This window comes from Streptomyces sp. NPDC047886, assembly GCF_043204435.1.
Classification (GTDB): domain Bacteria; phylum Actinomycetota; class Actinomycetes; order Streptomycetales; family Streptomycetaceae; genus Streptomyces.
In genome coordinates, this window is sequence record NZ_JBIDCF010000002.1 from 255,845 (window position 1) to 278,192 (window position 22,348).

Sequence of the window (22,348 nt, forward strand, 5' to 3'; positions counted from 1 at the left end):
CTCTCAGCCGAACAGGACGTCGTCGTCACCGATGCGCTTGAGTTCGCGCACCAGGATGGCGAGGCCGGTGACGATCGCAGCGGCGGACACGACCGCGTCCACGAGCTGCAGCGTGTCGTGCTCGGAGCGGGCCTTGCGAGCCTGCTTGATCACGCTCAGCGCGCCGAACGCGGTGGTGCCGATGGACAGGTACGTACCGGTCCGGGACTTCTTGAAGCCCTTGGCCTTGGTCAGTGCGCTCATAGCGAAGGAGCCTCCTCCAGCAGCGGGTGGCCCCAGCGTGCCACGAAGGCGGCCTCGACGGCGGCGCCCACCTTGTAGAGGCGCTCGTCCTTCAGGGCGGGGGCGATGATCTGCAGTCCGACCGGCAGACCGTCCTCCGGCGCCAGGCCGCAGGGCAGCGACATGGCGGCGTTGCCGGCCAGGTTGGTCGGGATGGTGCACAGGTCGGCCAGGTACATGGCCATCGGGTCGTCGGCGCGCTCGCCGATCGGGAAGGCGGTGGTCGGGGTCGTCGGCGAGACGATCACGTCGACCTGCTCGAACGCCTTCTCGAAGTCCCGGGTGATGAGCGTACGGACCTTCTGCGCCGAGCCGTAGTAGGCGTCGTAGTAGCCCGAGCTGAGCGCGTACGTGCCGAGCATGATGCGGCGCTTCACCTCGTCGCCGAAGCCGGCCTCACGGGTGAGCGAGGTGACGTCCTCGGCGGAGCGCGTGCCGTCGTCGCCGGTCCGCAGGCCGTAGCGCAGGCCGTCGAAGCGGGCGAGGTTGGAGGAGCACTCGGACGGGGCGATCAGGTAGTAAGCGGAGAGCGCCAGGTCGAAGGACGGGCAGTCCAGCTCGACGATGTCGGCGCCGAGCTCCTTGAGCAGTTCGACGGACTCGTCGAACCGCCGCAGGACACCGGCCTGGTACCCCTCGCCGCGGAACTGCTTGACGACGCCGACGCGCAGGCCCTGGACGCTGCCGTTCCTGGCGGCCTCCACGACGGGCGGGACCGGCGCGTCGATGGAGGTGGAGTCCATCGGGTCGTGCCCGGCGATGACCTCGTGGAGCAGCGCGGCGTCGAGGACGGTACGGGCGCAGGGCCCGCCCTGGTCGAGGCTGCTGCTGAACGCGACCATGCCGTAGCGGGAGACCCCGCCGTACGTCGGCTTCACGCCGACGGTGCCGGTGACGGCGGCCGGCTGGCGGATGGAACCGCCGGTGTCGGTGCCGATGGCGAGCGGCGCCTCGTACGAGGCGAGCGCGGCGGACGAGCCGCCGCCGGAGCCGCCGGGGATCCGCGTGAGGTCCCAGGGGTTGCCGGTGGGGCCGTAGGCGCTGTTCTCGGTGGAGGACCCCATGGCGAACTCGTCCATGTTGGTCTTGCCGAGGATCACGATGTCGGCGGCGCGCAGCTTCTTGACGAGCGTCGCGTCGTATGGCGGGAGCCAGCCCTCGAGGATCTTGGAGCCGACGGTGGTCGGCATGTCCCGGGTGGTGAAGATGTCCTTCAGCGCGAGGGGGACGCCCGCGAGCGGGCCGAGCTCCTCGCCGCGCTCCCGCTTGGCGTCGACGGCGCGGGCCTGCGCGAGGGCGCCCTCGCGGTCGATGTGGAGGAAGGCGTTGACCTTCTCGTCCACGGCGGCGATCCGGGCGAGGTGGGCCTCGGTGACCTCGACGGCGGTGAGTTCGCCTGACGCGATCTTCGCCGCGATCTCCGCGGCGGTGAGCTTGATGATCTGGTTGTCCGTCATGACGGTCAGTCCTCCCCCAGGATCTGCGGCACCTTGAAACGCTGCTGCTCCTGTGCAGGGGCGCCGGAGAGCGCCTGCTCGGGGGTGAGCGACGGACGGACCTCGTCCGCGCGCATGACATTGGTCAGCGGCAGCGGGTGGGAGGTCGGCGGTACGTCTTGGTCGGCGACCTCGGAGACGCGGGCGACCGCGCCGATGATGTCGTCGAGCTGTCCGGCGAAGTGGTCGAGCTCTTCTGCCTTCAGCTCCAGACGTGCCAGCCGGGCGAGGTGAGCGACCTCCTCGCGCGTGATGCCAGGCATGCGGCGATCCTCAGGGGTGAGTGTGATGGTTTTGGCCCAATCCTATGGGTCGGGCCCCGGTGCCCGTGAAACGGTTTGCCGTCCCGTCGGCACCGGGGCTCCGGACGGTCGTTCCTGGCGGGCGGTTTCGCCGCCGGACACCCCTAGGTGACGGCCTGGCCCGACGGCTGGTCCGACGGGGCGGGCGGGAGCGCCGCCGCGGGGCGGCGCCAGCCGTGTTCGCGTGCGCGGAGCCAGGCGGTGGTCTCGCTCGGCGGCATCGCGGCCGCGACCAGCCAGCCCTGCACGGCGTCGCAGCCGAGGTCGCGCAGCCGTTCCCAGGTCTCGTCGTCCTCGACGCCCTCGGCGACCACGAGGAGGCCCAGGGAGTGGGCGAGGTCGACGGTGCAGCGGACGATCTCGGCGTCCTCGTTGTCGACCGCGAGCCGGGCGACGAACGAGCGGTCGATCTTGAGCTCGCTCACCGGGAGGCGGCGCAGGTGGACCAGAGACGAGTAGCCGGTGCCGAAGTCGTCCAGGGACATCTTGACGCCGTGCCCGGTGAGCCCGGCGAGGGTGTCGGCGGCGCGCTGGGGGTCCTCCAGCAGGACGTGTTCCGTTATCTCCAGCTGGAGGGAGCCCGCCGGGACACCGTGGCGGGCGAGCCGGGCGGCGACGGCGCCGGCGAAGCCGGGGCTGTGGACGTCGCGCGGGGAGACGTTCACCGCGACGGGCACCTCCAGGCCCTGCTTGCGCCACCTGGCGACCTGGCCGAGCGCCGTCTCCAGGACGTATTCGGTGAGGTGCGGCATCAGCCCGGAGGACTCGGCGATGGCGATGAACTCGTCCGGGGGGACGCGGCCGCGCTCGGGGTGGACCCAGCGCACCAGGGCCTCCAGGCCGGCGACATGGCCGTCGAACCGGACCTTGGGCTGGTAGTGCAGTTCGACATCGCCGGCGTCGAGGGCGCGGCGGAGGTCGCCGAGGAGTCCGAGCCGGTCGGGGGTGTTGGAGTCCCGCTTGGACTCGTACACCTCGACCCCCGTGCGGTCCCGCTTGGCCTGGTACATGGCGACGTCGGCCCGCTGGAGCAGCCCCTCCGCGTCGAGCGCGTGGTCGGGGAAGACGGCGACGCCCGCGCTGGCCTCCAGGACGAGGGTGAGGCCGTCGAGGTCGAGCGGTGAGGACAGCTCGGCGGCGAGATGGCGGGCGATGCGCTGGGCGCTCGTGGTGGAGTCGGCGGTGGGGAGGAGTACGGCGAACTCGTCGCCGCCGAGGCGTGCGGCCTCCGCCCCTCGGGGCAGGGCGAGCCGCAGCCGTTCGGCGATCTGGAGGAGCAGCCGGTCGCCCGCCAGATGACCGAGCGTGTCGTTGACCGACCGGAAGCGGTCGAGGTCGATCAGCACGAGGGCGGCGCGGGCTCCTTGGCCGTCGGCCGACTCCAGGGCGGCCCAGGTGCGTTCGAGGAGCCACTGACGGTTGGGCAGCCCGGTGAGCGGGTCGCGCAGTTGTTCCTCCGCCCGGGCACGGGCGATCCAGAGCGTGGAGTCCAGGGCGATTAAGGGCACGGCGAACAGCGGCAGGAGCACCGGCAGGGAGACGGCGACGACGCAGATGAGCGGGGCGATACCGAGGAGCGCGACGGCGACGAGCCCTTGGCGCAGGAGCGCGGTGCGGGCCGCGGTGGGCAGTCCGCCGCCCTGCGGGGCGAGCGTGTACCACAGGACCACCCGGGTCACCAGCAGGTAGGCGCCGGCGGCGAGCGCGACTTCCGGTACGTCCGCGATCCCCCATTGGAGGGGCTGCCACGGCTGTTCGACGGTCGGAACGTCACCGAACGCGGCGAGGACGAGTGCCGCCGCGCCGATGCCGAGGACGTCGGCCGCGCCGTGCAGCAGGCCCTGCCGCCAGCGGTGGCGGCGCGCGGCGCCGACGAGCACGACGACGGCGAGGCTGACCAGTCCGGCGGGCACCCAGCCGTACAGCAGCAGGACGGCGAGGGTGAGGGCGGCGCCGGAGCCGGTGCCGCCCCACCAGCGGTCGCGGCCGAGGGCCACGAGATGGCCGACGACGATGCCGCTGAGCACCGCGAGGGACCAGCCCGTGACACCGCCGGGGAACAGGGCGTGGCCGTCGCGGACCGCGCGGTAGAAGCCGGTCGCGAGGGCGAGGGCGGCGAGGGCCGCCACGACGGCGGGGAGCCTGGAAGCGATGCCCGCGAAGGCCACGTACGCACGCGGCCGCGAGACCGGGGCGGCACTCTCGGTCGGTTTCATTCCGTCCCTCTCACAGCCGGCGGTGCCGTTGCCACGCGCTGGTCCGTCGTCATGCCGCCACGGCGGGAGGTCCATCCCCGGACTCCTGACGGGCCGGGGACGCCCCGAGGCATCCGTGCACGACAGGCGCACCTCTCAACAGTAGGCCGCTGAAGGCTGCGACGGGCAGCGCTCTACTGCTCTTGCCCGAATGCGACCCAGCCACCCTTATCCATCTGGTATGCGCTGAACGGGTGACCTTTTCCGGACGCTCCCGCCCTACTGTTCGACGGGTACGGCCGCCTCGCGAGCGGCGTCCGGGCCTTGTTCCAGGAGGACGGTGAAGCCTTCCTCGTCCAGAACCGGAACCTTCAGCTGCATCGCCTTGTCGTACTTGGAACCGGGGTTGTCACCGACCACCACGAAGGACGTCTTCTTCGAAACGGAACCCGTCACTTTCGCCCCGCGGCTCTGGAGCGCCTCTTTTGCGCCATCCCGCGTGAACTCCTGCAGGGTCCCGGTGACGACGACGGTGAGTCCTTCCAGCGGCCGCGGCCCCTCCTCCTCACCGGCGCCCTCCTCCTCCAACCGGACACCCGCCGCCCGCCACTTGCGCAGGATCTCCTGGTGCCAGTCCACCTCGAACCACTGTTTGACCGAGGTCGCGATGATGCCGCCGACGCCGTCGACCGCCGCGAGCTCCTCCTCGGTCGCCTGTTCGATCCGGTCGATGGAACGGAACTCTCGGGCGAGCGCCTGGGCGGCCACCGGGCCGACATGACGGATGGACAGGCCGTTGATGAACCGGGCGAGCGGACGCTCCTTGGCCGCCTCGATGTTCTTCAGCATCGCCAGGGCGTTCTTCTTCGGCTCGCCCTTCTGGTTGGCGAACACGGTGACGATCTTGTCATCGCCCGTCTTCGGGTCCCGCTTCGGCAGTCCGCTGTCGGAGTCGAGGACATAGGCCTTGATGGGCAGCAGCCGCTCGATCGTGAGGTCGAACAGATCCCCCTCGTCGGTCAGCGGCGGCTCGGCGGGCTCCAGCGGCCGGGTCAGCGCGGCCGCGGCCACCTCGCCGAAGTTCTCGATGTCCAGACACTCCCGCCCGGCGAGATAGAACAGCCGTTCACGCAGCTGTGCGGGGCAGGTGCGGCTGTTGGGACACCGCAGGTCGATGTCCCCCTCCTTCATGGGCTTCAGCGCCGTGCCGCACTCCGGGCACTCGGCGGGCATCACGAACTCCCGCTCGGTGCCGTCCCTCAGGTCCACCACGGGCCCGAGGATCTCCGGGATGACATCGCCGGCCTTGCGCAGCACCACCGTGTCGCCGATGAGGACACCCTTGGCCTTCACCACCTCCTGGTTGTGGAGCGTGGCGAACTCGACCTCGGAGCCCGCGACCGTGACCGGCTCCACCTGCGCGTACGGCGTCACCCGGCCGGTGCGCCCGACACCCACGCGGATGGCGATCAGCTTGGTGTTGACCTCCTCGGGGGCGTACTTGTACGCGATGGCCCAGCGCGGCGCCCGCGCCGTGGAGCCGAGCCGCCCCTGGAGCGGGATCTCGTCCAGCTTGACGACCACGCCGTCGATCTCGTGCTCCACCGAGTGCCGGTGCTCGCCGTAGTACGCGATGAACTCCCTTACACCGTCGAGGCCGTCGACCACCCGGTTGTGCCGGGCGGTCGGCATGCCCCACTCGCGCAGCAGCTCGTACGCCTGCGACAGCCGGTCGATGGAGAGGCCCTCGCGCGCGCCGATGCCGTGCACCACCATGTGCAGGGGACGGGTGGCGGTGATCCTCGGGTCCTTCTGGCGCAGCGAACCGGCGGCCGCGTTGCGCGGGTTGGCGAACGGCTTGTCGCCCGCCGCCACCAGACGCGCGTTCAGCTCCTCGAACTTCTCCATCGGGAAGAAGACCTCGCCCCGGATCTCGACCAGATCGGGGACGTGGTCGCCCTTCAGCCGGTCCGGGATGTCGGAGATGGTGCGGACGTTGGGCGTGATGTCCTCGCCGGTGCGGCCGTCGCCACGGGTGGCGGCCCGGGTCAGCCGGCCCTTCTCGTACGTCAGGTTCACGGCGAGCCCGTCGACCTTCAGCTCGCACAGGAAGCGGTGGGAGGCGCTGCCGACGTCCCGCGCGACCCGCTCGGCCCAGGCGGCCAGCTCGGTGTCGTCGAAGGCGTTGTCGAGCGAGAGCATGCGCTCACGGTGCTGGACGGCGGTGAACTCCGTCTCGTACGCCCCGGCGACCTTCTGCGTCGGCGAGTCCGGCGTCCGCAGCTCCGGGTACTCGTCCTCCAGGGCCTCCAGGGTGCGCAGCAGCCGGTCGAACTCGGCGTCGCTGACGACCGGCTGGTCCTTCACGTAGTACCGGAAGCGGTGCTCCTCGACCTGCTCGGCCAGCTGCGCGTGCTTCTCCCGTGCCTCCGCCGGCACGACGTCGTGGTGTTCGACAGCCACCGTCATTCCTCCCGTTGCTCGCTCGTCCACGTCACTCAGGCTCATCACTCAGGGTTGTCAGCGAGCGATGTCGCCGCCTTGACGCACTGCGCGAGCGCACGCCGGGCGTACGCGGGCGAAGCGCCCGCCAGCCCGCACGTCGGAGTGATCACCACGGACTCCGCGAGAGTCCCCGGATTCAGCCCCAGCCTGCGCCACAGCGTCCTGACACCATGGACGCTACCGGCAGGGTCTGACAACGGGCCGTCGGAGGACGCCACCACGCCCGCGAGCAGTTTCGTGCCGCCCTCGACCGCCTCACCGATCTGTTCCTCGTCACGCTCGGTAAGCAGACCGAAATCGAACGAGATACCCGCGACGCCGGCCCGGCGCAGCAGCGCGAACGGCACGTCCGGGGCGCAGGAGTGCACGACGACGGGCCCGTCGTGCAGCTCGGTGAGCCCCCGCAGCGCGCCCTCCACGACCTGCCGGTCCACCGCGCGGTGGGTCCGGTAGCCGCTCGCCGTGCGGATCCGCCCTTGCAGCACCGCCGTCAGCGACGGCTCGTCGAGCTGGAGCACGACGCGGGCGCCCGGCACCCGCCGCCGCACCTCCGCCAGGTGCAGCCGCAGCCCCTCGGACAGCGAGTCCGTCAGGTCCCGGCACGCGCCCGGGTCGCCGAGCGCGGCCTCGCCGCCCCGGAGCTCCAGGGCGGCGGCGAGCGTCCACGGGCCGACGGCCTGCACCTTCAGCGGGCCCTCGTACCCCTGGGTGAACTCCTCCAGGGCGTCCAGGTCCTCGCCCATCCAGGAGGTGGCCCTGCGCGTGTCCCGCCCCGGCCGGTCGCTGATCCGCCAGCCGCTCGGCTCCACGTGGGCGTACATCTCGACCAGCAGCCCGATGGTCCGCCCGATCATGTCGGCGCCGGGGCCGCGCGCGGGCAGCTCGGGCAGATGGACGAAGTCCTCGAAGGAGCCCGCGACGGTTTTCGCGGCCTCCCGCGCGTCCCCGCCCGGCATGGAACCGACCCCGGTGGCGGGGCCCCAGCTGAAGTCGTAGTTCTCGCTCACTCGGGCAGGGTACGTGCCGTGCCGGTCCCGGTCGCGCCGGTGTCCGGAGGGGTGGTGCCCGGCCGCCCGGGGCCGGGGACTCGGCCGCCCGGGTCGCGGACCGGGACGACCGGAGCCGGGGGCCGGATGTCGGCCGCCGGGGTCTCCGACTCAGGTCACTAGCGGCCCGGGCGGACCGTCAGGTCGTTGACCTCGGCGTCGCGCGGCAGGTCGAGGGCCATCAGGACCGTCGTCGCCACCGACTCCGGGTCGATCCAGCGGGACGCGTCGTACTCCTTGCCCTCCTGCTGGTGGACCTTGGCCTGCATGGGACTGGCGGTACGGCCCGGGTACACGGACGTGACCCGTACGCCGCCCGCGTGCTCCTCCTCGCGGAGCGCGTCGGCGAGGGCCTTCAGCCCGTGCTTGGAGGCGGCGTACGCGGACCAGCCGGCGTGGGCCTTGAGCCCCGCACCGGAGTTGACGAAGACCACGTGCCCCTGGGACACGCGCAGCTGGGGCAGGAGCAGCCGGGTCAGCTCGGCGGGGGCGATGAGGTTCACCTCCAGCTGGGTGCGCCAGGCCCTGGTGGTGAGGTCGCCGACCTGGCCGAGATCGACGACGCCCGCGATGTGCAGCAGGGAGTCCAGCCGGTCGGGCAGCGTCTGGTGGGAGAACGCCCAGGAAAGCCGGTCCGGGTTGGCGAGGTCGCCGACGAGGGTACGGGCGCCGGGGTAGGTGTCCGCCAGTTCCTTGGCGCGGCCGGCGTCCCTGGCCAGCAGGATGAGGTCGTCGCCCCGTTCGCGCAGCCGGCGTGCGACGGCGGCGCCGATGCCGGAGCCCGCGCCGGTGATCAGATGGGTAGCCATACGGGCCATGCTCGCACCCCGCCGGGTCACCGGATCCCGGCGGCCTCCTCCAGGTAGGCGAGCGCCGCGACCGGCTCCTCGGCGAAGAAGACGAGGTCGGTGAGCGGCAGCGGCAGGAACCCTTCCGCGTCCATGCGCCGGAACTGCTGCTTCAGTCCGTCGTAGAAGCCGTCCGTGTTGAGGACGACCACGGGCTTGGTGTGCAGGCCGTGCTTCCTCAGCTCCAGGATCTCGGCGGCCTCGTCCAGCGTGCCCATCCCGCCGACGAGGACGACGATCGCGTCGGACCTGGCCAGCATCTGCGCCTTCCGCTCGGCGAGGTCCTTGGTGACGACGAGTTCGTCGGCGCCGGAACGGGCCCTGGCGGAGAGGAACTCGACCGACACGCCGACGAGCCGGCCGCCCGCCTCCTGCACGCCGTCCGCCACGACCTTCATCAGACCGACGTCCGAGCCGCCCCACACGAGTGTGTGCCCGCCCTTGCCGAGCAGTTCGGCGAACTCCCGCGCGGGGCGGGTGTAACGGTCGTCGAGGTCGGCGGCGGAGAGGAAGACGCAGATGTCCATGGCGCCACCGTACGAGGCGGCCGGGGAATCCGGTACGGGCGGGTGACGTTGAGCGTGTCATGACCACAGGACACCGCATCACCGTCGAGCAGGGCACGCAGCACGTACGGGTCGTCCACGACGGCCGGGTCGTCGCGGAGAGCCGGCGGCCGCTGGTCCTCCGCGAGACGGGCTGTCCCGTCCGCTACTACCTGCCGCTGGAGGACGTGGCGACGGACGCGCTGACGCGGTCCGACACGCGGACGTACTGCCCGTTCAAGGGCACGGCGACGTACTGGTCCCTGCCGGGCGCGCGGGACGCGGTGTGGGCGTACGAGGACCCCGAGCCGGAGGTCGCGCCGATCAAGGGGCACGTCTGCTTCTACGAGACGGAGACGGTGCGCGCCGCCTGAACCCGGCCCCCTCCGGAGGGTCAGGCGGTGACGGCGGCGGTGCGGCGGGTGGTCGTGGCGATGGTGGCGGAGCCGACCACGCGGGTGCCGTCGTAGAGGACGATCGCCTGGCCGGGGGCCACACCGCGGACCGGCTCCGTGAAGGCCACCTTCAGCTCGCCGTCCTCCAGGGCGGCCGTGACCTCGGTCTCGCCGCCGTGCGCGCGGAGCTGGGCCGTGTACGTGCCGGGGCCGTCGGGGGCCGTGCCGCACCAGCGCGGCTTGATCGCGGTGAGCGCGGTGACGTCGAGCGCCTCGGCCGGGCCGACGGTCACGGTGTTGTTCACGGGGGAGATGTCCAGGACGTACCGGGGCTTGCCGTCGGGGGCCGGTCGGCCGATGCGCAGGCCCTTGCGCTGGCCGATGGTGAAGCCGTAGGCGCCCTCGTGGCTGCCGATCGTGTTGCCGTCCTCGTCGACGATGTCGCCCTCCGCCCTGCCGAGGCGGGACGCCAGGAAGCCCTGGGTGTCGCCGTCGGCGATGAAGCAGATGTCGTGGCTGTCGGGCTTCTTGGCGACGGCCAGTCCACGCCGCTCGGCCTCGGCGCGGATCTCGTCCTTGGTGGTGAGGGTGTCGCCGAGCGGGAACATCGCGTGGGCGAGCTGCCTGTCGTCCAGGACGCCGAGGACGTACGACTGGTCCTTGGCCATGTCGGACGCCCGGTGGAGCTCACGGGTGCCGTCCTCGCGGGTCACGACCGTGGCGTAGTGGCCGGTGCAGACCGCGTCGAAGCCGAGGGCGAGCGCCTTGTCGAGCAGTGCCGCGAACTTGATCTTCTCGTTGCAGCGCAGGCACGGGTTGGGGGTGCGGCCGGCCTCGTACTCCGCGACGAAGTCCTCCACGACGTCCTCGCGGAACCGCTCGGCGAGGTCCCAGACGTAGAAGGGGATGCCGATGACGTCGGCGGCGCGGCGTGCGTCGCGGGAGTCCTCGATGGTGCAGCAGCCGCGCGCGCCGGTGCGGAACGACTGCGGGTTCGCGGAGAGCGCCAGGTGCACCCCGGTCACGTCGTGCCCCGCTTCGGCGGCGCGGGCGGCGGCGACGGCGGAGTCCACACCGCCCGACATGGCGGCGAGGACACGGAGGGGGCGCTGCGGAGTCTGAGTCATAGCCCTACCAGGGTAAGGGGCCCGGGAACCGAAGTCGTGTGCGTATCCGTTGGCGATCACATGGGGAGTGAGAAGAGCGGGCGGGTGGGGCGGCGGGCGGTCCTGATCGGCGGCGGTGCCGCCGTGGCGGGCGCGGCCGTGCTGGGCTGGGACGAGCTGAGGCGTGCCTGGTGGCGGCTGCCCGGGATGGAGAAGAAGCGGGTCGAGGGTGAGCTCGACCACGCGGGCGCCGAGTGGACGGCGGCGGCGCGGGCGAACTGGCGGCGGGCGGACCGGCCGGACGACTACACCGTGGACCGGATCGTGATCCATGTGGTGCAGGGCAGCTTCGCCACGGCTCTGCGGGTGTTCAAGAACCCCGGCCACGGCGCGGCGGCGCATTACGTGGTCGGCAAGGACGGGCGTATCGCGCAGATGATCCGCGAGCTGGACGTGGCGTTCCACGCGGGCAACCGGGACATGAACGAGCGCAGTGTCGGGATCGAGCACGAGGGGTTCGTGGACCGTCCGCAGGACTTCACGGCGGCGATGTACGCGTCGTCGGCGCGGCTGGCGGCCGACGTCTGCGCCCGGTACGGCATACCCGTGGACCGGGAGCACATCATCGGCCATGTGGAGGTTGAGGGCACCGACCACACCGACCCGGGGCCGCACTGGGACTGGGACCGCTACCTGGGGCTCGTACGGGCCGCCGCGGCGGCGCGTACGTCGGCGCCCCCTGTCGCGCCCGCGTCCGCGCCGGCGGCCGGCTCGGACGGCTGACGCCCACGGGTCAGGTGAGGCCCGCCGCGTGATCGCGGAACGCTGTCGGGCCGGAGGCCGCCGTCAGCTGAGGCCCGCCGTCCTCGCCCGCTCCACCGCGGGGCCGATGGCCTTGGCGACGGCTTCGACGTCCGCGCGGGTGGAGGTGTGGCCGAGCGAGAAGCGGAGGGTGCCGCGGGCGAGGTCCGGGTCGGTTCCGGTGGCCAGCAGCACATGGCTGGGCTGGGCGACACCGGCGGTGCAGGCGGAGCCGGTGGAGCAGGCGATGCCCTGGGCGTCCAGGAGCAGGAGCAGGGAGTCGCCCTCGCAGCCGGGGAAGGCGAAGTGCGCGTTGGCCGGCAGCCGGCCGTCGGGGTCGCCGCCGAGGACGGCGTCCGGGACGGCCGTGCGGACGGCGTCGACGAGTTCGTCGCGCAACGCGCCGATGTCTCGGGCGAATTCGGCCTGCCGTTCGGCGGCGAGCCGGGCGGCGACGGCGAAGGCGGCGACGGCGGGGACGTCCAGGGTGCCGGAGCGCACATGGCGTTCCTGGCCGCCGCCGTGCAGCACGGGGACCGGGCCGTACTCGCGCCCGAGGAGCAGCGCCCCGATGCCGTAGGGGCCGCCGATCTTGTGGCCGGAGACGGTCAGGGCGGCGACCCCGGCGTCGGTGAAGCCGACGGGGACCTGGCCGACGGCCTGGACCGCGTCCGTGTGCAGCGGGATGTCGAACTCGGCGGCGACGGAGGCGAGTTCGGCGACCGGCATGAGGGTGCCGATCTCGTTGTTGGCCCACATCACGGTGGCCAGCGCCACACTGCCGGGGTCGCGTGCGACGGCCTCGCGCAGCGCGTCCGGGTGGACCCGGCCGTACGTGTCGACGGGCAGGTACTCGACGGTCGCGCCCTCGTGCTCGCCGAGCCAGTGCACGGCGTCGAGGACCGCGTGGTGCTCCACGGGGCTGGTGAGGACGCGCACGCGGCGCGGGTCGGCGTCCCTGCGCGCCCAGTACAGGCCCTTGACCGCGAGGTTGTCGGCCTCGGTGCCCCCGGAGGTGAACACGATCTCGCTGGGTCTGGCGCCCAGCGCGTCGGCGAGGGTCTCGCGCGCCTCCTCGACCGTACGGCGGGCACGGCGCCCGGCGGCGTGCAGGGAGGACGCGTTCCCGGTGACGGCGAGGTGGGCGGTCATCGCCTCGATCGCCTCCGGAAGCATCGGAGTGGTCGCGGCGTGGTCGAGGTAAGCCATGGTGAACCGATTCTACGAGCCCGGGACCGCACCCCGACGGGGGCGTATCCGGCCAGACTCGGTTCAGGCTCGCGCGCGGCTCAGCCCAGACTCCAGGAGACGGTGCCGTTCAGGGTGGTCAGGGCCGCCAGGAGGGCGAGGTCGGCGACGCCGAGGGCGAGCCCGAGCAGCGCGCGGCCGCGCCGGGCGGTGCCGCGGCGCAGGGCGATGGCCGCGAGGCCGATGGCGATCGGCCCGAGGACGATGTTGAGGACCAGCAGGCCGACGAGGCCGAGGACGAACGCGGCGACGGCCATGTCGTCGGACTCGCGTCGCGCCTCACGGGCGAAGGCGCCCACTGCCGGACGGACGGTTCGCGGGTCGCCGGTCGTGCGGGCCGCCGGACGGACGGTTCGCGGGGCGTGGGTCGTGCGCGCTGCCGGACGGGCGGTGAGTGCCATGGCGGGACTCCTCAGCGGATGCGGACGTCAGCGGATGCGGAGGCAGATGCGGAGGTGGAGGTGGGGGTGGACGCCGACGCGGAGGGGGACGCGGAGGCGGGGGTCCGGACGCGGGTGCGCCTGCGGGCGAGTCGCTCACGGGCGGCGAAGACCAGCAGCCATGCGGCGATGACGCCGGCCAGGGTGACGGTCACGGGGACCGGCACGAGCGCGGCGGTGCCCATGACGATACCGAGGACGAGGAGTGCGGCGACGAGGACGAGCATGGGGCTGCCTCTCGTGGGTCGTGGGACAGAGCTTGGAGGACAACTGTTCACTGACTCACGAGTCTACATATGCGGGCGCTGGCTCCCTTGGGAGAACAGTTGTTTACTGCATGGCATGAGTCACACCACCGGCATCCGGCAGGCCCAGAAGCGGAAGACCCGTCAGGCACTGCTCGACGCCGCGCTCGCGCTGCTGGAGGAGCAGAGCCTGAGCAGTCTCGGCCTGCGCGAGGTGACCCGGGCCGTCGGCGTCGCCCCTACGGCGTTCTACCGGCACTTCCGCGACACGGCGGATCTCGGGGTCGCCCTGGTGGAGGAGGCGCTCGGCAGCCTCCATGGCACGATCGTCTCCACGCTCGCCGCGACGGGCGAGCGTGACAGCGACCAACGGATCGCGGGCGCGGTCGAGTTGATCGACCGGCTGGTGCGCGAGCACCCGGCGCACGTCCGGTTCCTCGCCCGCGAGCGGCACGGCGGGGTCCGGCCGGTGCGCGACGCGATCGGGGACCAGCTCGACCGGTTCGCCGACGAGGTCGCCGACGAACTGGCCCGGCTGCCGGAGGCGGCCGGCTGGGCGCGGGACGACCTGCTGATGCTGGCCCGGCTGTACGTCGACCTCATGGTGTCGACCGCGTCCGCGTTCCTGGCGGCGGGGCCTGACTCCGGAGCCCGCGCGCGGGTGGCCGGGGAAGCGCGACGGCGGCTGCGCCTGGTGGTCCTGGGCAGCCGCCACTGGCTGGACTGAGGGTCACATGTCCCGGGGCGCGCGGGCGAGTTGACGGGACTGCGCGACCAGACGGTCGGCGCTGTCCCAGACCTCGGCGTCCTCCTCCAGGAACCCGCCGGCGAGGTTGCGGGTGGCGATGGAGACGCGCAGCGGCCCGGGGGCGGGGCGGCAGCGGATGTGGGTGGTGAGTTCGACGGTCGGCGTCCAGCCGCGCAGGCCGAGGTCGAAGGCGGTCGGCGGCAGCGCGTCGACGGTGAGGAGCAGCGAGAGCGGGTCGGGGTCCCGGCCGTCGGCGAGGCCGAACCAGCCGCGCATCTCGCCCTTGCCGGAGGGGGCCCCGACGGCCCAGCCGACGGTCGCCGGATCGAGCTTGAGGTCGAGGACCTCGGCGATGGCGGAGGAGCCGGGCAGCGGCGAGGGCGCGTCCGAGGGGCCGAAGCAGTGCTCGTACGGGGGGATGGCCGGGGGCTTGGCGGTCGTGCGGACGTCGCCGGACAGGGCGTCCAGGTCCCCGTACGTGGCCATGACCCGGATGCGCTCGACCTCGGTGCCGTCCTCGGCCCGCTGGTACAGGGAGGCCTGGCCGGTGGAGAGGGTGCGGCCGGTGCGCACGGTCTCGGTACGGATCACGGCCGGGCCGGGCAGGGAGGGCGCCAGGTAGTGGGCGGAGACCGAGAAGGGGTGCGGGTGCGGCAGGGCGTCGCCGAGGGCGCGGCCCAGCAGGGCGAGCAGGTAGCCGCCGTTGACGACACCGAAGATCGTCCAGTCGGCGGCGAGCTCCGTGTCGTAGACGCCGGGCACGCGGAGGGTCACCGCGGTGTCGCGGTCGAACTGACTGGTGCTGTCCATACTCCTGTCCATGGCCAGAACCGTACAACAAGCAATTACTAAGCGGTAGCTTTGCCGGGGGGTTCCTCGGTCGCGGCGGAGCGCCGGTTCCAGGCGCGCGGCGCCCGCCAGTGGAAGCGGAGGGCGAGCAGCCGCAGCACGAACGTGGTCGCCGCCGCGAGGCCGCTGGTGAAGGGGTTCAGCAGCTCGAACCGGATGAACAGCACCACCATCACCGCGCCCACGATCGCCGGCACCGCGTACAGGTCGCGGTCCCAGCGCAGCAGCGACGGCGCCTCGTTGGCGAGGACGTCCCGCAGGACGCCGCCGCCGACGGCGGTGGCGAGGCCCAGCACGGCGGAGGACGTCAGGCCGAGCCCGTAGTCGTACGCCTTGGTGGCCCCGGCCACGCAGAAGAGGCCGAGCCCGGCGGCGTCGAAGACGTTGACGGCCGCCTGCGTCCGCTCCACCACGGGGTGCAGGAAGAACACCAGGGCCGTGGCCACCAGGGGCATCACGAAGTACCCGAGGTCCGTGAAGGCGGCGGGCGGTACGGCGCCGATGACCAGGTCGCGGAAGAGCCCGCCGCCGAGCGCGGTGACCTCGGCGAGGACGGCCATGCCGAAGACGTCGAAGTTCTTGCGGACGGCGAGCAGCGCGCCGGAGATCGCGAAGACGAAGATCCCGGCGAGGTCGAGGGCGTGGAGCACGGACGGCGTGAACAGATCCAGGAGCACCGGACAGTTCTATCTCTTTCCCCACCCGGGCCCCGCGCGCACCCGCCCGGTTCCTCCGCCCGGCCCCGAGCACCCCACCCCGGCCCCGCGCGCACCCGCCCGGTTCCTCGGTCCGTCCCCGCGCACCCCGCCCCGGCCCCGCGCAGTCCCCGCCCGGCCGCGCCCGTGGCCACCACCCGTGGCCACCACCCGTGACCCCGCCCCGACCGCCGTGACCGCCCTCGGGGAAATCCCGGTACGCCGGTGTCACTGACATGCCATACGCTGCGTCCAACGGTCGCGCGACCGGCGCCTTCTGGGCGCGGGGGCGGCGCGCGGCCTTCTCATGTCACCCGGCCATCCACCGGGTTTCTTCGTGGGGGGTTCTCATCACTGTGCACAGGCGCAGCATCTCGACCGCGACGGCGCTCGCGGTCCTCTTCAGCTCGGCGGCGCTCGTCGCCGGCACGGCGGGTCCGGCGTCGGCCGACTCCGCCAAGCTCCTTCCCGTCTCCTCGGTCGGTGAGGTCGTCGTCGACAGCGCGCACCAGCGCGTGTTCATCAGCGACCCGCAGAGCGGCAGGATCGTCGCCACCGACTACGCGGGTACGGTGCTCACCAGCGTCGGCGCACTGCCCGGCGTGAACGGGCTCGCCCTGAACGCCGCGCAGGACAGGCTGTACGCGGCCGTACCCGGCAGCGACGCGATCGTGGCGCTCGACCCGCAGACGGTCACCGAGACCGGCCGGTACGCCACCGGCGCGGACACCGACCCGATGACCCTCGCGGTCACCGGCGACAAGGTGTGGTTCGGCTACGGCACGGGGGGCAACGGCGACATCGGCTCGCTCGACGTCTCCGGCGCCGAGCCCGTCGTGGCGCTGGACCAGGACGACGCGTACGGCTGGTACCGCGCGCCGCTGCTGGCCGCCGCCCCTGGCGCGACCGACAGGATCGCGGCAGCGGACACCCAGGGCTCGCCCGGTGTGCTGCGGGTCTACGACGTCACGTCCGGCGAGGCGACCCCGGCGGCGAGCACCAGGGCGTCCGGCCGGGTCGCGGACGCCGCGTTCACCCCGGACGGCAGCAAGATCATCACCGCCTCGCCCGGCGGCACCCACACGGTCTGGCAGAGCTCCGACCTGACCGAGGCCGGCGCGTACAACACCGGTGCGCACTACGCGAACAGCGTCGCCGTCGGCGCCGACGGCACGGTCGCGGCCGGCACCAGCTCCTGGTACGACCCGGACGTGCACGTCTTCCTGCCCGGCTCCACGAGCCCGGTACGGCGCTACGAGTTCCCCAACACCGGCACGTCCAGCGGTGGTGACACCCTCGTCGAGGGAGCCCTCGCCTGGGAGCCGGGCGGCGCCCGCCTGTTCGCGGTGTCGATCAACAGCCAGGGCGCGCGTACGCTGCGCACCTTCACCGACCCCACCAAGTCGGTGCCGAAGATCACGCTCACCGCGCCCACCACCGCGGCCCGCGCGAAGCCGCTCACGGTCAAGGGCAAGGTCACCGCGACCGTGCCGCTCCCGGCGGGGACGCCGCTGACGGTGACCCGTATCGACCTGGAGTCCCCGGCGGGCAAGGTCATCGCCCCGGCGAAGGTGGACTCGACGGGCGCGTTCGCGTTCACCGACATCCCGCCGGCCGGCGGCAAGGTCACCTACCGGGTGGCGTACGCGGGCGGTGCCACGCACACCGCGACGGCGGCGGCCGTGGCGGTCCAGGTGTCCCGGCTGGCGACCTCGCTGACGCTGAACCGCAACGCCAGCGTCTGGGCGTACGGCGCCGACGTGTCGTTCACGGCGCACCTCGGCACCACGTACAAGAACCGTGTCGTCGAGATCTGGGCCGACCCGTACGGCGCCGACAAGCCCAAGCGGCTGGTGAAGCGGGGCACGGTCAACTCCAGCGGCAACCTGTCGGTCGTCCTGGACATGACCCGTGACACCGCCGTGACGGCGGTCTTCGCGGGTGACGCCCGCTACGCGCCGAAGGCGGTGAAGTCGACCGCCTACGCCAAGGTGAACGTCTCCACCACTCCGTCCCGTCACTACAAGACGGGCCAGATCGGCACCACGACGTACTACTACTACCGCAAGAGCACCGACGTGATCGCCACCACGTCGATGACGTACTACACCGGCCGCAAGCAGCGGCTCCAGATCCAGGTGTACTACAACGGCACGTGGTACGACGGCGGTTCCGAGTTCTTCGCGCTGAACTCCTACGGGAAGTCCACCGTCAACCTGGGCGCCTCCGGCACCTCCGGCCTGCGTGCCCGGATCCGCTCCTCGTACATCGACACGAGCTCGGGCGACAACGTCAACTACACGACGCACGGGACCTGGAAGTACCTGTACTTCACCAACTAGCCCGTACGGCGACCGGCCACCGGCCACCGGCGAACGGACCGGCGGACGGCGACGTGAGAACGGCTCCCACGCACCTGTGCGTGGGAGCCGTTCCCCGTTCGGCGGCCGGACGTCAGGTCTTCGTGATCCCCGTGGTCCCCGTGGTCCCCGTGACGGTCTTCCCGGCGGTCTCGGTGGTGGTCTCGGTGGTGGTCTCCTCGGCGGCTCCCTGGGCCGGGATCTCCGCGTCCGCCGTGCCCAGGACCGCTTCCACGCCCGTCGGGCGGGTGGGTTCCAGCGTGCCCGCCTCGATCTCGGACGTGAAGTGGCAGGCGACCTTGTGGCCGTCGCCGACGTCCGTCAGGGCGGGGCGCTCCTCGGCGCAGCGGGGCCGCGCCCACGGGCAGCGCGTGTGGAAGCGGCAGCCCGCCGGAGGGTTGGCCGGGGAGGGGAGGTCCCCGCGGAGCAGGATGCGCTCCCGGCGGTCCTCGACCTCCGGGTCGGGCACCGGCACCGCCGACATCAGGGCCTTGGTGTAGGGGTGCTTGGGCGACGCGTACAGCGCGTCGCTGGGCGCCTCCTCCACCAGGGACCCGAGGTACATGACCCCGATGACGTCCGAGATGTGCCGGACCACGGCCAGGTCGTGGGCGATGACCAGGTACGTCAGGCCCAGCTGCTCCTGGAGCTCCTCCAGCAGGTTGATGACCTGGGCCTGGATGGACACGTCCAGCGCCGAGACCGGCTCGTCGCAGATGATGACGTCCGGCTCCAGCACCAGCGCCCTGGCGATGCCGATGCGCTGCCGCTGGCCGCCGGAGAACTCGTGGGGGTAGCGGGAGAGCGCGTTGGTCGGCAGACCGACGCGGGCGAGGATCGCCTTGATCTTCTCCCGGCGCTCCTCCTGGTTCGCGCCGATGCCGTGCGCGGCCATGCCCTCGCTGAGGATGGACTCGATGTTCTGCCGCGGGTTGAGGCTGCCCAGCGGGTCCTGGAAGACCATCTGGAGCCGGCGCCGGAACCTGCGCATCTCCTCGTCGGGCAGCTTCGCCAGGTCCGTACCGTCGAAGAGGACCTCGCCGTCCGTGACGTCGACCAGCCGCAGCACGGCCCGGCCGAGGGTCGTCTTGCCGCAGCCGGACTCGCCCACCAGGCCGTACGTCTGGCCGGCCTCGACCTTCAGGGACACCCCGTCGACGGCGTACACATGGCCGACCGTACGGTCGAAGAAGAGGCCCTTCTTGACGGGGAAGTGGACCTTCACCCCGTCGAGTTCGAGCAGGCTCATGCCGAGACCTCCGACTGGTCCGCTGCGGGCAGGACCGGGTTGACGCAGCGCACCTGGTGGCCCTCGGCGCGCGGTTCGGTCAGTTCGGGTGTGCCGGTCAGGCACTCCATCGTGTAGAAGTCGCAGCGGGGCGCGAAGGCGCAGCCGTCGGCCCAGGCGATCTTGTCGTTGATGGATCCGCGGATCGGGTTGAGCGGTTCGCCGCGCGGGGCGTCCAGCCGCGGGATGGAGCCGAGGAGTCCGTGCGCGTACGGGTGCGTGGGGTGCGCGAACAGCTCCCGGCGGCCCGCGGACTCGACGGCCCGGCCCGCGTACAGGACGTTGACCTGGTCGCAGAGGCCGGCGACGACTCCCAGATCGTGGGTGATCATCAGCAGGGCGGTGCCCTCCTGGTCCACGAGTTCCTTGAGCAGCTCCAGGATCTGCGCCTGGATGGTCACGTCGAGCGCGGTGGTCGGCTCGTCGGCGATGAGCAGCCGGGGCGCGCAGGCCACGGCCATGGCGATCAGGGCGCGCTGGCGCATGCCGCCGGACAGCTGGTGCGGGTACTCCTTCAGCCGCCGGGCCGGGTCGGGGATGCCGACCCGGTCCAGCAGGTGCGCGGCCTCCTTGCGGGCGGCCTCGCCCTTCAGGCCGCGGTGGCGCCGCAGGATCTCGGTGACCTGGACGCCGATCGGGACGACCGGGTTCAGCGAGGACAGCGGGTCCTGGAAGATCATCGCGAGTCGGCTGCCGCGCATGTCCCGCAGCTTCTTCGGGCTCATGGTGAGCAGGTCGGCGCCGTCGAACTCGGCGCGTCCCCCGATGGTGACGCCCTTGCGCGGGAGCAGGCCCATCAGGGCGAGCGAGGTCACGGACTTGCCGCAGCCGGATTCGCCGACCAGCCCGACGACCTGACCCTGGTCGACGGTGAAGGAGACGCCGTCGACGGCCGTGGACGGCTTGCGGCCGCGTCCGCCGAAGGTGACGGTGAGTTCGTCAACAGAGAGCAGTGGCATGGCAGTTCAGCCTCGCAACTTCGGGTCGAGGGCTTCGCGCATGGCCTCGCCGAGCAGGGTGAAGCCGAGTGCGGTGATGATGATGCCGACCGCCGGGTAGACGGCCATCATCGGCGCGTTGTCGAAGAACCGCTGGGCCTGCGAGAGCATCACGCCCCACTCGGGGACGGCCGGGTCGGGGTTGCCCAGGCCCAGGTAGGAGAGGGCGGCGGCCTCGATGATGGCGGTGGCGAGGCTGAGGGTCGCCTGCACGATCACGGGGCTCAGCGAGTTCGGCAGGATCTGGGTGAGGACGATCCGGTTCCTGCGCACACCGAGCGCCTTCGCGGCGAGGACGTAGTCGGAGCCGCCCTGGGCGAGCATCGAGCCGCGCAGCAGCCGGGCGAAGATCGGGATCTGGACGACACCGACGGCGATCATCACGGTGGTCAGGGACTGGCCCATGACGGCCGCGATGGAGACGGCGAGCAGCAGCGACGGCAGCGACAGCATGATGTCGATGAACCGCATGACGACGGTGTCGATCCGCCGGCCCGCCTTGCCGCCGAGGGTGGCGGCCGCGCCGGAGAGCATGCCGACGAGTGCGCCGACGAGCAGGCCGATGAGCATCGACACGACGCCGACGAGCAGGGTCTGCCGGGCGCCGACGAGCATCCGCGAGAAGGTGTCGCGGCCGAGGTGGTCGAGGCCGAACCAGTTCTCGCCGCGCATGCCGACGAACTCGCCCTGGTTGGCGAGGACTTCACCGCGCCAGGTCTGGGCGGTCGGCGAGTACGGCGTGAGCCAGGGGCCGACGATCGCGACGACGACGAACAGCGCGATGATGACCGCGCCGATGACGGCCATCTTGCTGTCCTTGAGGCGCCGGAACGCCTCCCGCCACAGACTGGCGCCGGACGTCGTCTCGTTGAGCTGGGTGAGCTCGGCGAGACGGTCGATCTTGTCCGTTCTGGTGCTCACGTCAGTTCACCCGCACTCTCGGGTCAATGAGGCTGTACGCCAGGTCGACCAGCAGGTTGATGAGGACGTACACCATCGCGATGAACATGATGAAACCGACGAGCACCGGGTAGTCGCGGGCGTCGATCGAGGTGCGGATGAAGGAGCCGATACCGCCGAAGGAGAAGACGGACTCGGTGAGGACCGCACCGGACAGCAGCGAGCCGGTCAGCAGACCGATCGCGGTGACCACCGGGAGGAGGGCGTTGCGCAGCACATGGCGGACGCGGACGACGTTCTTCTCCAGGCCCTTGGACTCGGCGGTCCTGATGTAGTCCTCGCCCAGTACTTCGAGGACGCTGGCGCGGGTCATCCGGACGATGACGGCGAGCGGGATGGAGGCGAGCGTCACGGCGGGCAGGATCAGATGGGCGAGGGCGTCCCAGGAGGCGTCGAGCTCTCCGGTGAGGAGGCCGTCGAGTACGGCGAACCCGGTGACGCTGGTCGCGTCGAGCCCGGTCGACAGCCGGCCGTAGCTCGGGAAGAGACCGAGGTTGACGGCGAAGACGCCCTTGAGGATCAGGGCGAGGAAGAAGACCGGAACGCAGATGCCGAGGAGGGAGCCGGACACCGAGGCGACGTCTAGCCAGCCGCCGCGCCGCTTGGCCGCGAGGTAGCCGAGCGGGATGCCGACGGCGATGGCGATGAGCATGGCGGCGACGCTGAGCTCCACCGTGGCCGGGAAGCGCAGGGCGAACTCGTCCCACACGGGCTGGCCGGTCTGTGTCGATGTGCCCAGGTCCAGCTGGAAGATCCGGCCCAGGAAGCGGCCGTACTGCACCCAGACCGGCTGGTCGAGGCCGAGAGCCCGGTTGATGCGCGCCACCTCGCTGGCGGTGGCCCGCTCGCCCAGGATCGCTGAGGCGGGTCCGCCGGGCAGCCGGTTCAGCCAGAGGAAGAGGAGAACCGACAGGCCGAGCAGGGTGGGTATCAGCTGTAGCAGTCTTCGTACGACAAGTCGCAGCACCCCGCGTGCCCCTTTCTTACGTGCGTCAG

At 71.9% G+C, this 22,348-nt stretch carries 22 protein-coding genes; 4 read left to right on the plus strand and 18 right to left on the minus strand.

Translation table 11 applies throughout. From position 1 onward, the window contains the following. Nucleotides 1–3: 3 nt before the first annotated feature. The 8 genes from ACGF5U_RS06885 to ACGF5U_RS06920 form a co-directional block, all read right to left on the minus strand. Nucleotides 4–243, minus strand: a complete 240-nt coding sequence (locus ACGF5U_RS06885) for a hypothetical protein (protein WP_392710921.1) — start codon at nucleotides 241–243, stop codon at nucleotides 4–6. After that, nucleotides 240–1,739: an Asp-tRNA(Asn)/Glu-tRNA(Gln) amidotransferase subunit GatA gene (gene gatA, locus ACGF5U_RS06890; protein WP_392710923.1), complete on the minus strand. Its 1,500-nt coding sequence runs from the start codon at nucleotides 1,737–1,739 to the stop codon at nucleotides 240–242. The genes ACGF5U_RS06885 and gatA overlap by 4 nt, the downstream gene beginning before the upstream one ends. 5 nt (nucleotides 1,740–1,744) lie before the next feature. Further along, nucleotides 1,745–2,041, minus strand: coding sequence for an Asp-tRNA(Asn)/Glu-tRNA(Gln) amidotransferase subunit GatC (gene gatC, locus ACGF5U_RS06895; protein ID WP_010984178.1), 297 nt, complete (start codon nucleotides 2,039–2,041; stop codon nucleotides 1,745–1,747). A gap of 143 nt (nucleotides 2,042–2,184) precedes the next feature. Next, a complete protein-coding gene (locus ACGF5U_RS06900; protein ID WP_392710925.1) occupies nucleotides 2,185–4,296 on the minus strand; it encodes a putative bifunctional diguanylate cyclase/phosphodiesterase in 2,112 nt (703 codons plus the stop codon). A gap of 258 nt (nucleotides 4,297–4,554) precedes the next feature. Further along, nucleotides 4,555–6,744 (minus strand): NAD-dependent DNA ligase LigA, encoded by a 2,190-nt coding sequence (gene ligA / locus ACGF5U_RS06905; protein WP_392711286.1) that lies wholly within the window; start codon nucleotides 6,742–6,744, stop codon nucleotides 4,555–4,557. Nucleotides 6,745–6,782: 38 nt separating this feature from the next. Further along, complete coding sequence (locus ACGF5U_RS06910; RefSeq protein WP_392710927.1) at nucleotides 6,783–7,787, minus strand: methionine synthase; 1,005 nt, start codon at nucleotides 7,785–7,787, stop codon at nucleotides 6,783–6,785. 158 nt (nucleotides 7,788–7,945) lie between these two features. Then, nucleotides 7,946–8,635 (minus strand): SDR family oxidoreductase, encoded by a 690-nt coding sequence (locus ACGF5U_RS06915; protein WP_392710929.1) that lies wholly within the window; start codon nucleotides 8,633–8,635, stop codon nucleotides 7,946–7,948. 26 nt (nucleotides 8,636–8,661) lie between these two features. Next, nucleotides 8,662–9,201 (minus strand): TIGR00730 family Rossman fold protein, encoded by a 540-nt coding sequence (locus tag ACGF5U_RS06920; RefSeq protein ID WP_392710931.1) that lies wholly within the window; start codon nucleotides 9,199–9,201, stop codon nucleotides 8,662–8,664. A 59-nt stretch (nucleotides 9,202–9,260) separates the two neighbouring features. Between ACGF5U_RS06920 and ACGF5U_RS06925 the strand changes: the two genes are divergently transcribed. Continuing rightward, complete coding sequence (locus ACGF5U_RS06925) at nucleotides 9,261–9,593, plus strand: DUF427 domain-containing protein (RefSeq protein ID WP_392710933.1); 333 nt, start codon at nucleotides 9,261–9,263, stop codon at nucleotides 9,591–9,593. A gap of 20 nt (nucleotides 9,594–9,613) precedes the next feature. Here ACGF5U_RS06925 and mnmA read toward each other — a convergent pair whose 3' ends face one another. After that, nucleotides 9,614–10,741, minus strand: coding sequence for a tRNA 2-thiouridine(34) synthase MnmA (gene mnmA / locus ACGF5U_RS06930; RefSeq protein WP_392710935.1), 1,128 nt, complete (start codon nucleotides 10,739–10,741; stop codon nucleotides 9,614–9,616). A gap of 60 nt (nucleotides 10,742–10,801) precedes the next feature. On the opposite strand from mnmA, the gene ACGF5U_RS06935 reads away from it, so the two are divergent. Further along, a complete protein-coding gene (locus tag ACGF5U_RS06935; RefSeq protein ID WP_392710937.1) occupies nucleotides 10,802–11,503 on the plus strand; it encodes an N-acetylmuramoyl-L-alanine amidase in 702 nt (233 codons plus the stop codon). A gap of 63 nt (nucleotides 11,504–11,566) precedes the next feature. On the opposite strand, the gene ACGF5U_RS06940 is transcribed toward ACGF5U_RS06935, so the two are convergent. From ACGF5U_RS06940 to ACGF5U_RS06950, 3 genes are all read right to left on the minus strand, one after another. After that, nucleotides 11,567–12,730: a cysteine desulfurase family protein gene (locus tag ACGF5U_RS06940; protein WP_392710939.1), complete on the minus strand. Its 1,164-nt coding sequence runs from the start codon at nucleotides 12,728–12,730 to the stop codon at nucleotides 11,567–11,569. Nucleotides 12,731–12,810: 80 nt separating this feature from the next. Continuing rightward, nucleotides 12,811–13,170: a DUF4190 domain-containing protein gene (locus tag ACGF5U_RS06945; RefSeq protein WP_392710941.1), complete on the minus strand. Its 360-nt coding sequence runs from the start codon at nucleotides 13,168–13,170 to the stop codon at nucleotides 12,811–12,813. 11 nt (nucleotides 13,171–13,181) lie between these two features. Then, nucleotides 13,182–13,436 (minus strand): hypothetical protein, encoded by a 255-nt coding sequence (locus ACGF5U_RS06950; RefSeq protein ID WP_392710942.1) that lies wholly within the window; start codon nucleotides 13,434–13,436, stop codon nucleotides 13,182–13,184. A gap of 115 nt (nucleotides 13,437–13,551) precedes the next feature. Between ACGF5U_RS06950 and ACGF5U_RS06955 the strand changes: the two genes are divergently transcribed. Beyond that, the gene (locus ACGF5U_RS06955; protein WP_392710944.1) at nucleotides 13,552–14,181 is read left to right on the plus strand and encodes a TetR family transcriptional regulator; all 630 of its coding nucleotides are present in this window, start codon (nucleotides 13,552–13,554) and stop codon (nucleotides 14,179–14,181) included. Between the two features lie 3 nt (nucleotides 14,182–14,184). Here ACGF5U_RS06955 and ACGF5U_RS06960 read toward each other — a convergent pair whose 3' ends face one another. Then, nucleotides 14,185–15,012: a thioesterase family protein gene (locus tag ACGF5U_RS06960; protein ID WP_392710946.1), complete on the minus strand. Its 828-nt coding sequence runs from the start codon at nucleotides 15,010–15,012 to the stop codon at nucleotides 14,185–14,187. Between the two features lie 38 nt (nucleotides 15,013–15,050). Continuing rightward, nucleotides 15,051–15,728, minus strand: coding sequence for a trimeric intracellular cation channel family protein (locus ACGF5U_RS06965; RefSeq protein ID WP_392710947.1), 678 nt, complete (start codon nucleotides 15,726–15,728; stop codon nucleotides 15,051–15,053). A 374-nt stretch (nucleotides 15,729–16,102) separates the two neighbouring features. Between ACGF5U_RS06965 and ACGF5U_RS06970 the strand changes: the two genes are divergently transcribed. Further along, on the plus strand, nucleotides 16,103–18,088 hold the full coding sequence (locus ACGF5U_RS06970) for an Ig-like domain repeat protein (RefSeq protein WP_392710949.1): 1,986 nt from the start codon (nucleotides 16,103–16,105) through the stop codon (nucleotides 18,086–18,088). A gap of 112 nt (nucleotides 18,089–18,200) precedes the next feature. Here ACGF5U_RS06970 and ACGF5U_RS06975 read toward each other — a convergent pair whose 3' ends face one another. From ACGF5U_RS06975 to ACGF5U_RS06990, 4 genes are read right to left on the minus strand one after another with little or no spacing between them, the layout of a single operon-like run. Next, on the minus strand, nucleotides 18,201–19,355 hold the full coding sequence (locus ACGF5U_RS06975; protein WP_392710950.1) for an ABC transporter ATP-binding protein: 1,155 nt from the start codon (nucleotides 19,353–19,355) through the stop codon (nucleotides 18,201–18,203). Then, nucleotides 19,352–20,353 (minus strand): ABC transporter ATP-binding protein, encoded by a 1,002-nt coding sequence (locus tag ACGF5U_RS06980; RefSeq protein ID WP_392710952.1) that lies wholly within the window; start codon nucleotides 20,351–20,353, stop codon nucleotides 19,352–19,354. The genes ACGF5U_RS06975 and ACGF5U_RS06980 overlap by 4 nt, the downstream gene beginning before the upstream one ends. Nucleotides 20,354–20,359: 6 nt before the next feature. Further along, complete coding sequence (locus tag ACGF5U_RS06985) at nucleotides 20,360–21,313, minus strand: ABC transporter permease (protein WP_392710954.1); 954 nt, start codon at nucleotides 21,311–21,313, stop codon at nucleotides 20,360–20,362. A 1-nt stretch (nucleotide 21,314) separates the two neighbouring features. Beyond that, nucleotides 21,315–22,319: an ABC transporter permease gene (locus tag ACGF5U_RS06990; RefSeq protein WP_392710956.1), complete on the minus strand. Its 1,005-nt coding sequence runs from the start codon at nucleotides 22,317–22,319 to the stop codon at nucleotides 21,315–21,317. Between the last annotated feature and the right edge of the window lie 29 nt (nucleotides 22,320–22,348).

Coding starts and splice junctions, on each gene's coding strand:
- gatA (WP_392710923.1), bottom strand. CDS start 1,739: ATGACGGACAACCAGATCATCAAGCTCACCGCCGCGGAGATCGCGGCG.
- ACGF5U_RS06900 (WP_392710925.1), bottom strand. CDS start 4,296: ATGAAACCGACCGAGAGTGCCGCCCCGGTCTCGCGGCCGCGTGCGTAC.
- ACGF5U_RS06975 (WP_392710950.1), bottom strand. CDS start 19,355: ATGAGCCTGCTCGAACTCGACGGGGTGAAGGTCCACTTCCCCGTCAAG.
- ACGF5U_RS06950 (WP_392710942.1), bottom strand. CDS start 13,436: ATGCTCGTCCTCGTCGCCGCACTCCTCGTCCTCGGTATCGTCATGGGC.
- ACGF5U_RS06935 (WP_392710937.1), top strand. CDS start 10,802: ATGGGGAGTGAGAAGAGCGGGCGGGTGGGGCGGCGGGCGGTCCTGATC.
- ACGF5U_RS06960 (WP_392710946.1), bottom strand. CDS start 15,012: ATGGACAGCACCAGTCAGTTCGACCGCGACACCGCGGTGACCCTCCGC.
- mnmA (WP_392710935.1), bottom strand. CDS start 10,741: ATGACTCAGACTCCGCAGCGCCCCCTCCGTGTCCTCGCCGCCATGTCG.
- ACGF5U_RS06920 (WP_392710931.1), bottom strand. CDS start 9,201: ATGGACATCTGCGTCTTCCTCTCCGCCGCCGACCTCGACGACCGTTAC.
- ACGF5U_RS06915 (WP_392710929.1), bottom strand. CDS start 8,635: ATGGCTACCCATCTGATCACCGGCGCGGGCTCCGGCATCGGCGCCGCC.
- ACGF5U_RS06940 (WP_392710939.1), bottom strand. CDS start 12,730: ATGGCTTACCTCGACCACGCCGCGACCACTCCGATGCTTCCGGAGGCG.
- ACGF5U_RS06925 (WP_392710933.1), top strand. CDS start 9,261: ATGACCACAGGACACCGCATCACCGTCGAGCAGGGCACGCAGCACGTA.
- ACGF5U_RS06980 (WP_392710952.1), bottom strand. CDS start 20,353: ATGCCACTGCTCTCTGTTGACGAACTCACCGTCACCTTCGGCGGACGC.
- ACGF5U_RS06885 (WP_392710921.1), bottom strand. CDS start 243: ATGAGCGCACTGACCAAGGCCAAGGGCTTCAAGAAGTCCCGGACCGGT.
- ACGF5U_RS06955 (WP_392710944.1), top strand. CDS start 13,552: ATGAGTCACACCACCGGCATCCGGCAGGCCCAGAAGCGGAAGACCCGT.
- gatC (WP_010984178.1), bottom strand. CDS start 2,041: ATGCCTGGCATCACGCGCGAGGAGGTCGCTCACCTCGCCCGGCTGGCA.
- ligA (WP_392711286.1), bottom strand. CDS start 6,744: ATGACGGTGGCTGTCGAACACCACGACGTCGTGCCGGCGGAGGCACGG.
- ACGF5U_RS06945 (WP_392710941.1), bottom strand. CDS start 13,170: ATGGCACTCACCGCCCGTCCGGCAGCGCGCACGACCCACGCCCCGCGA.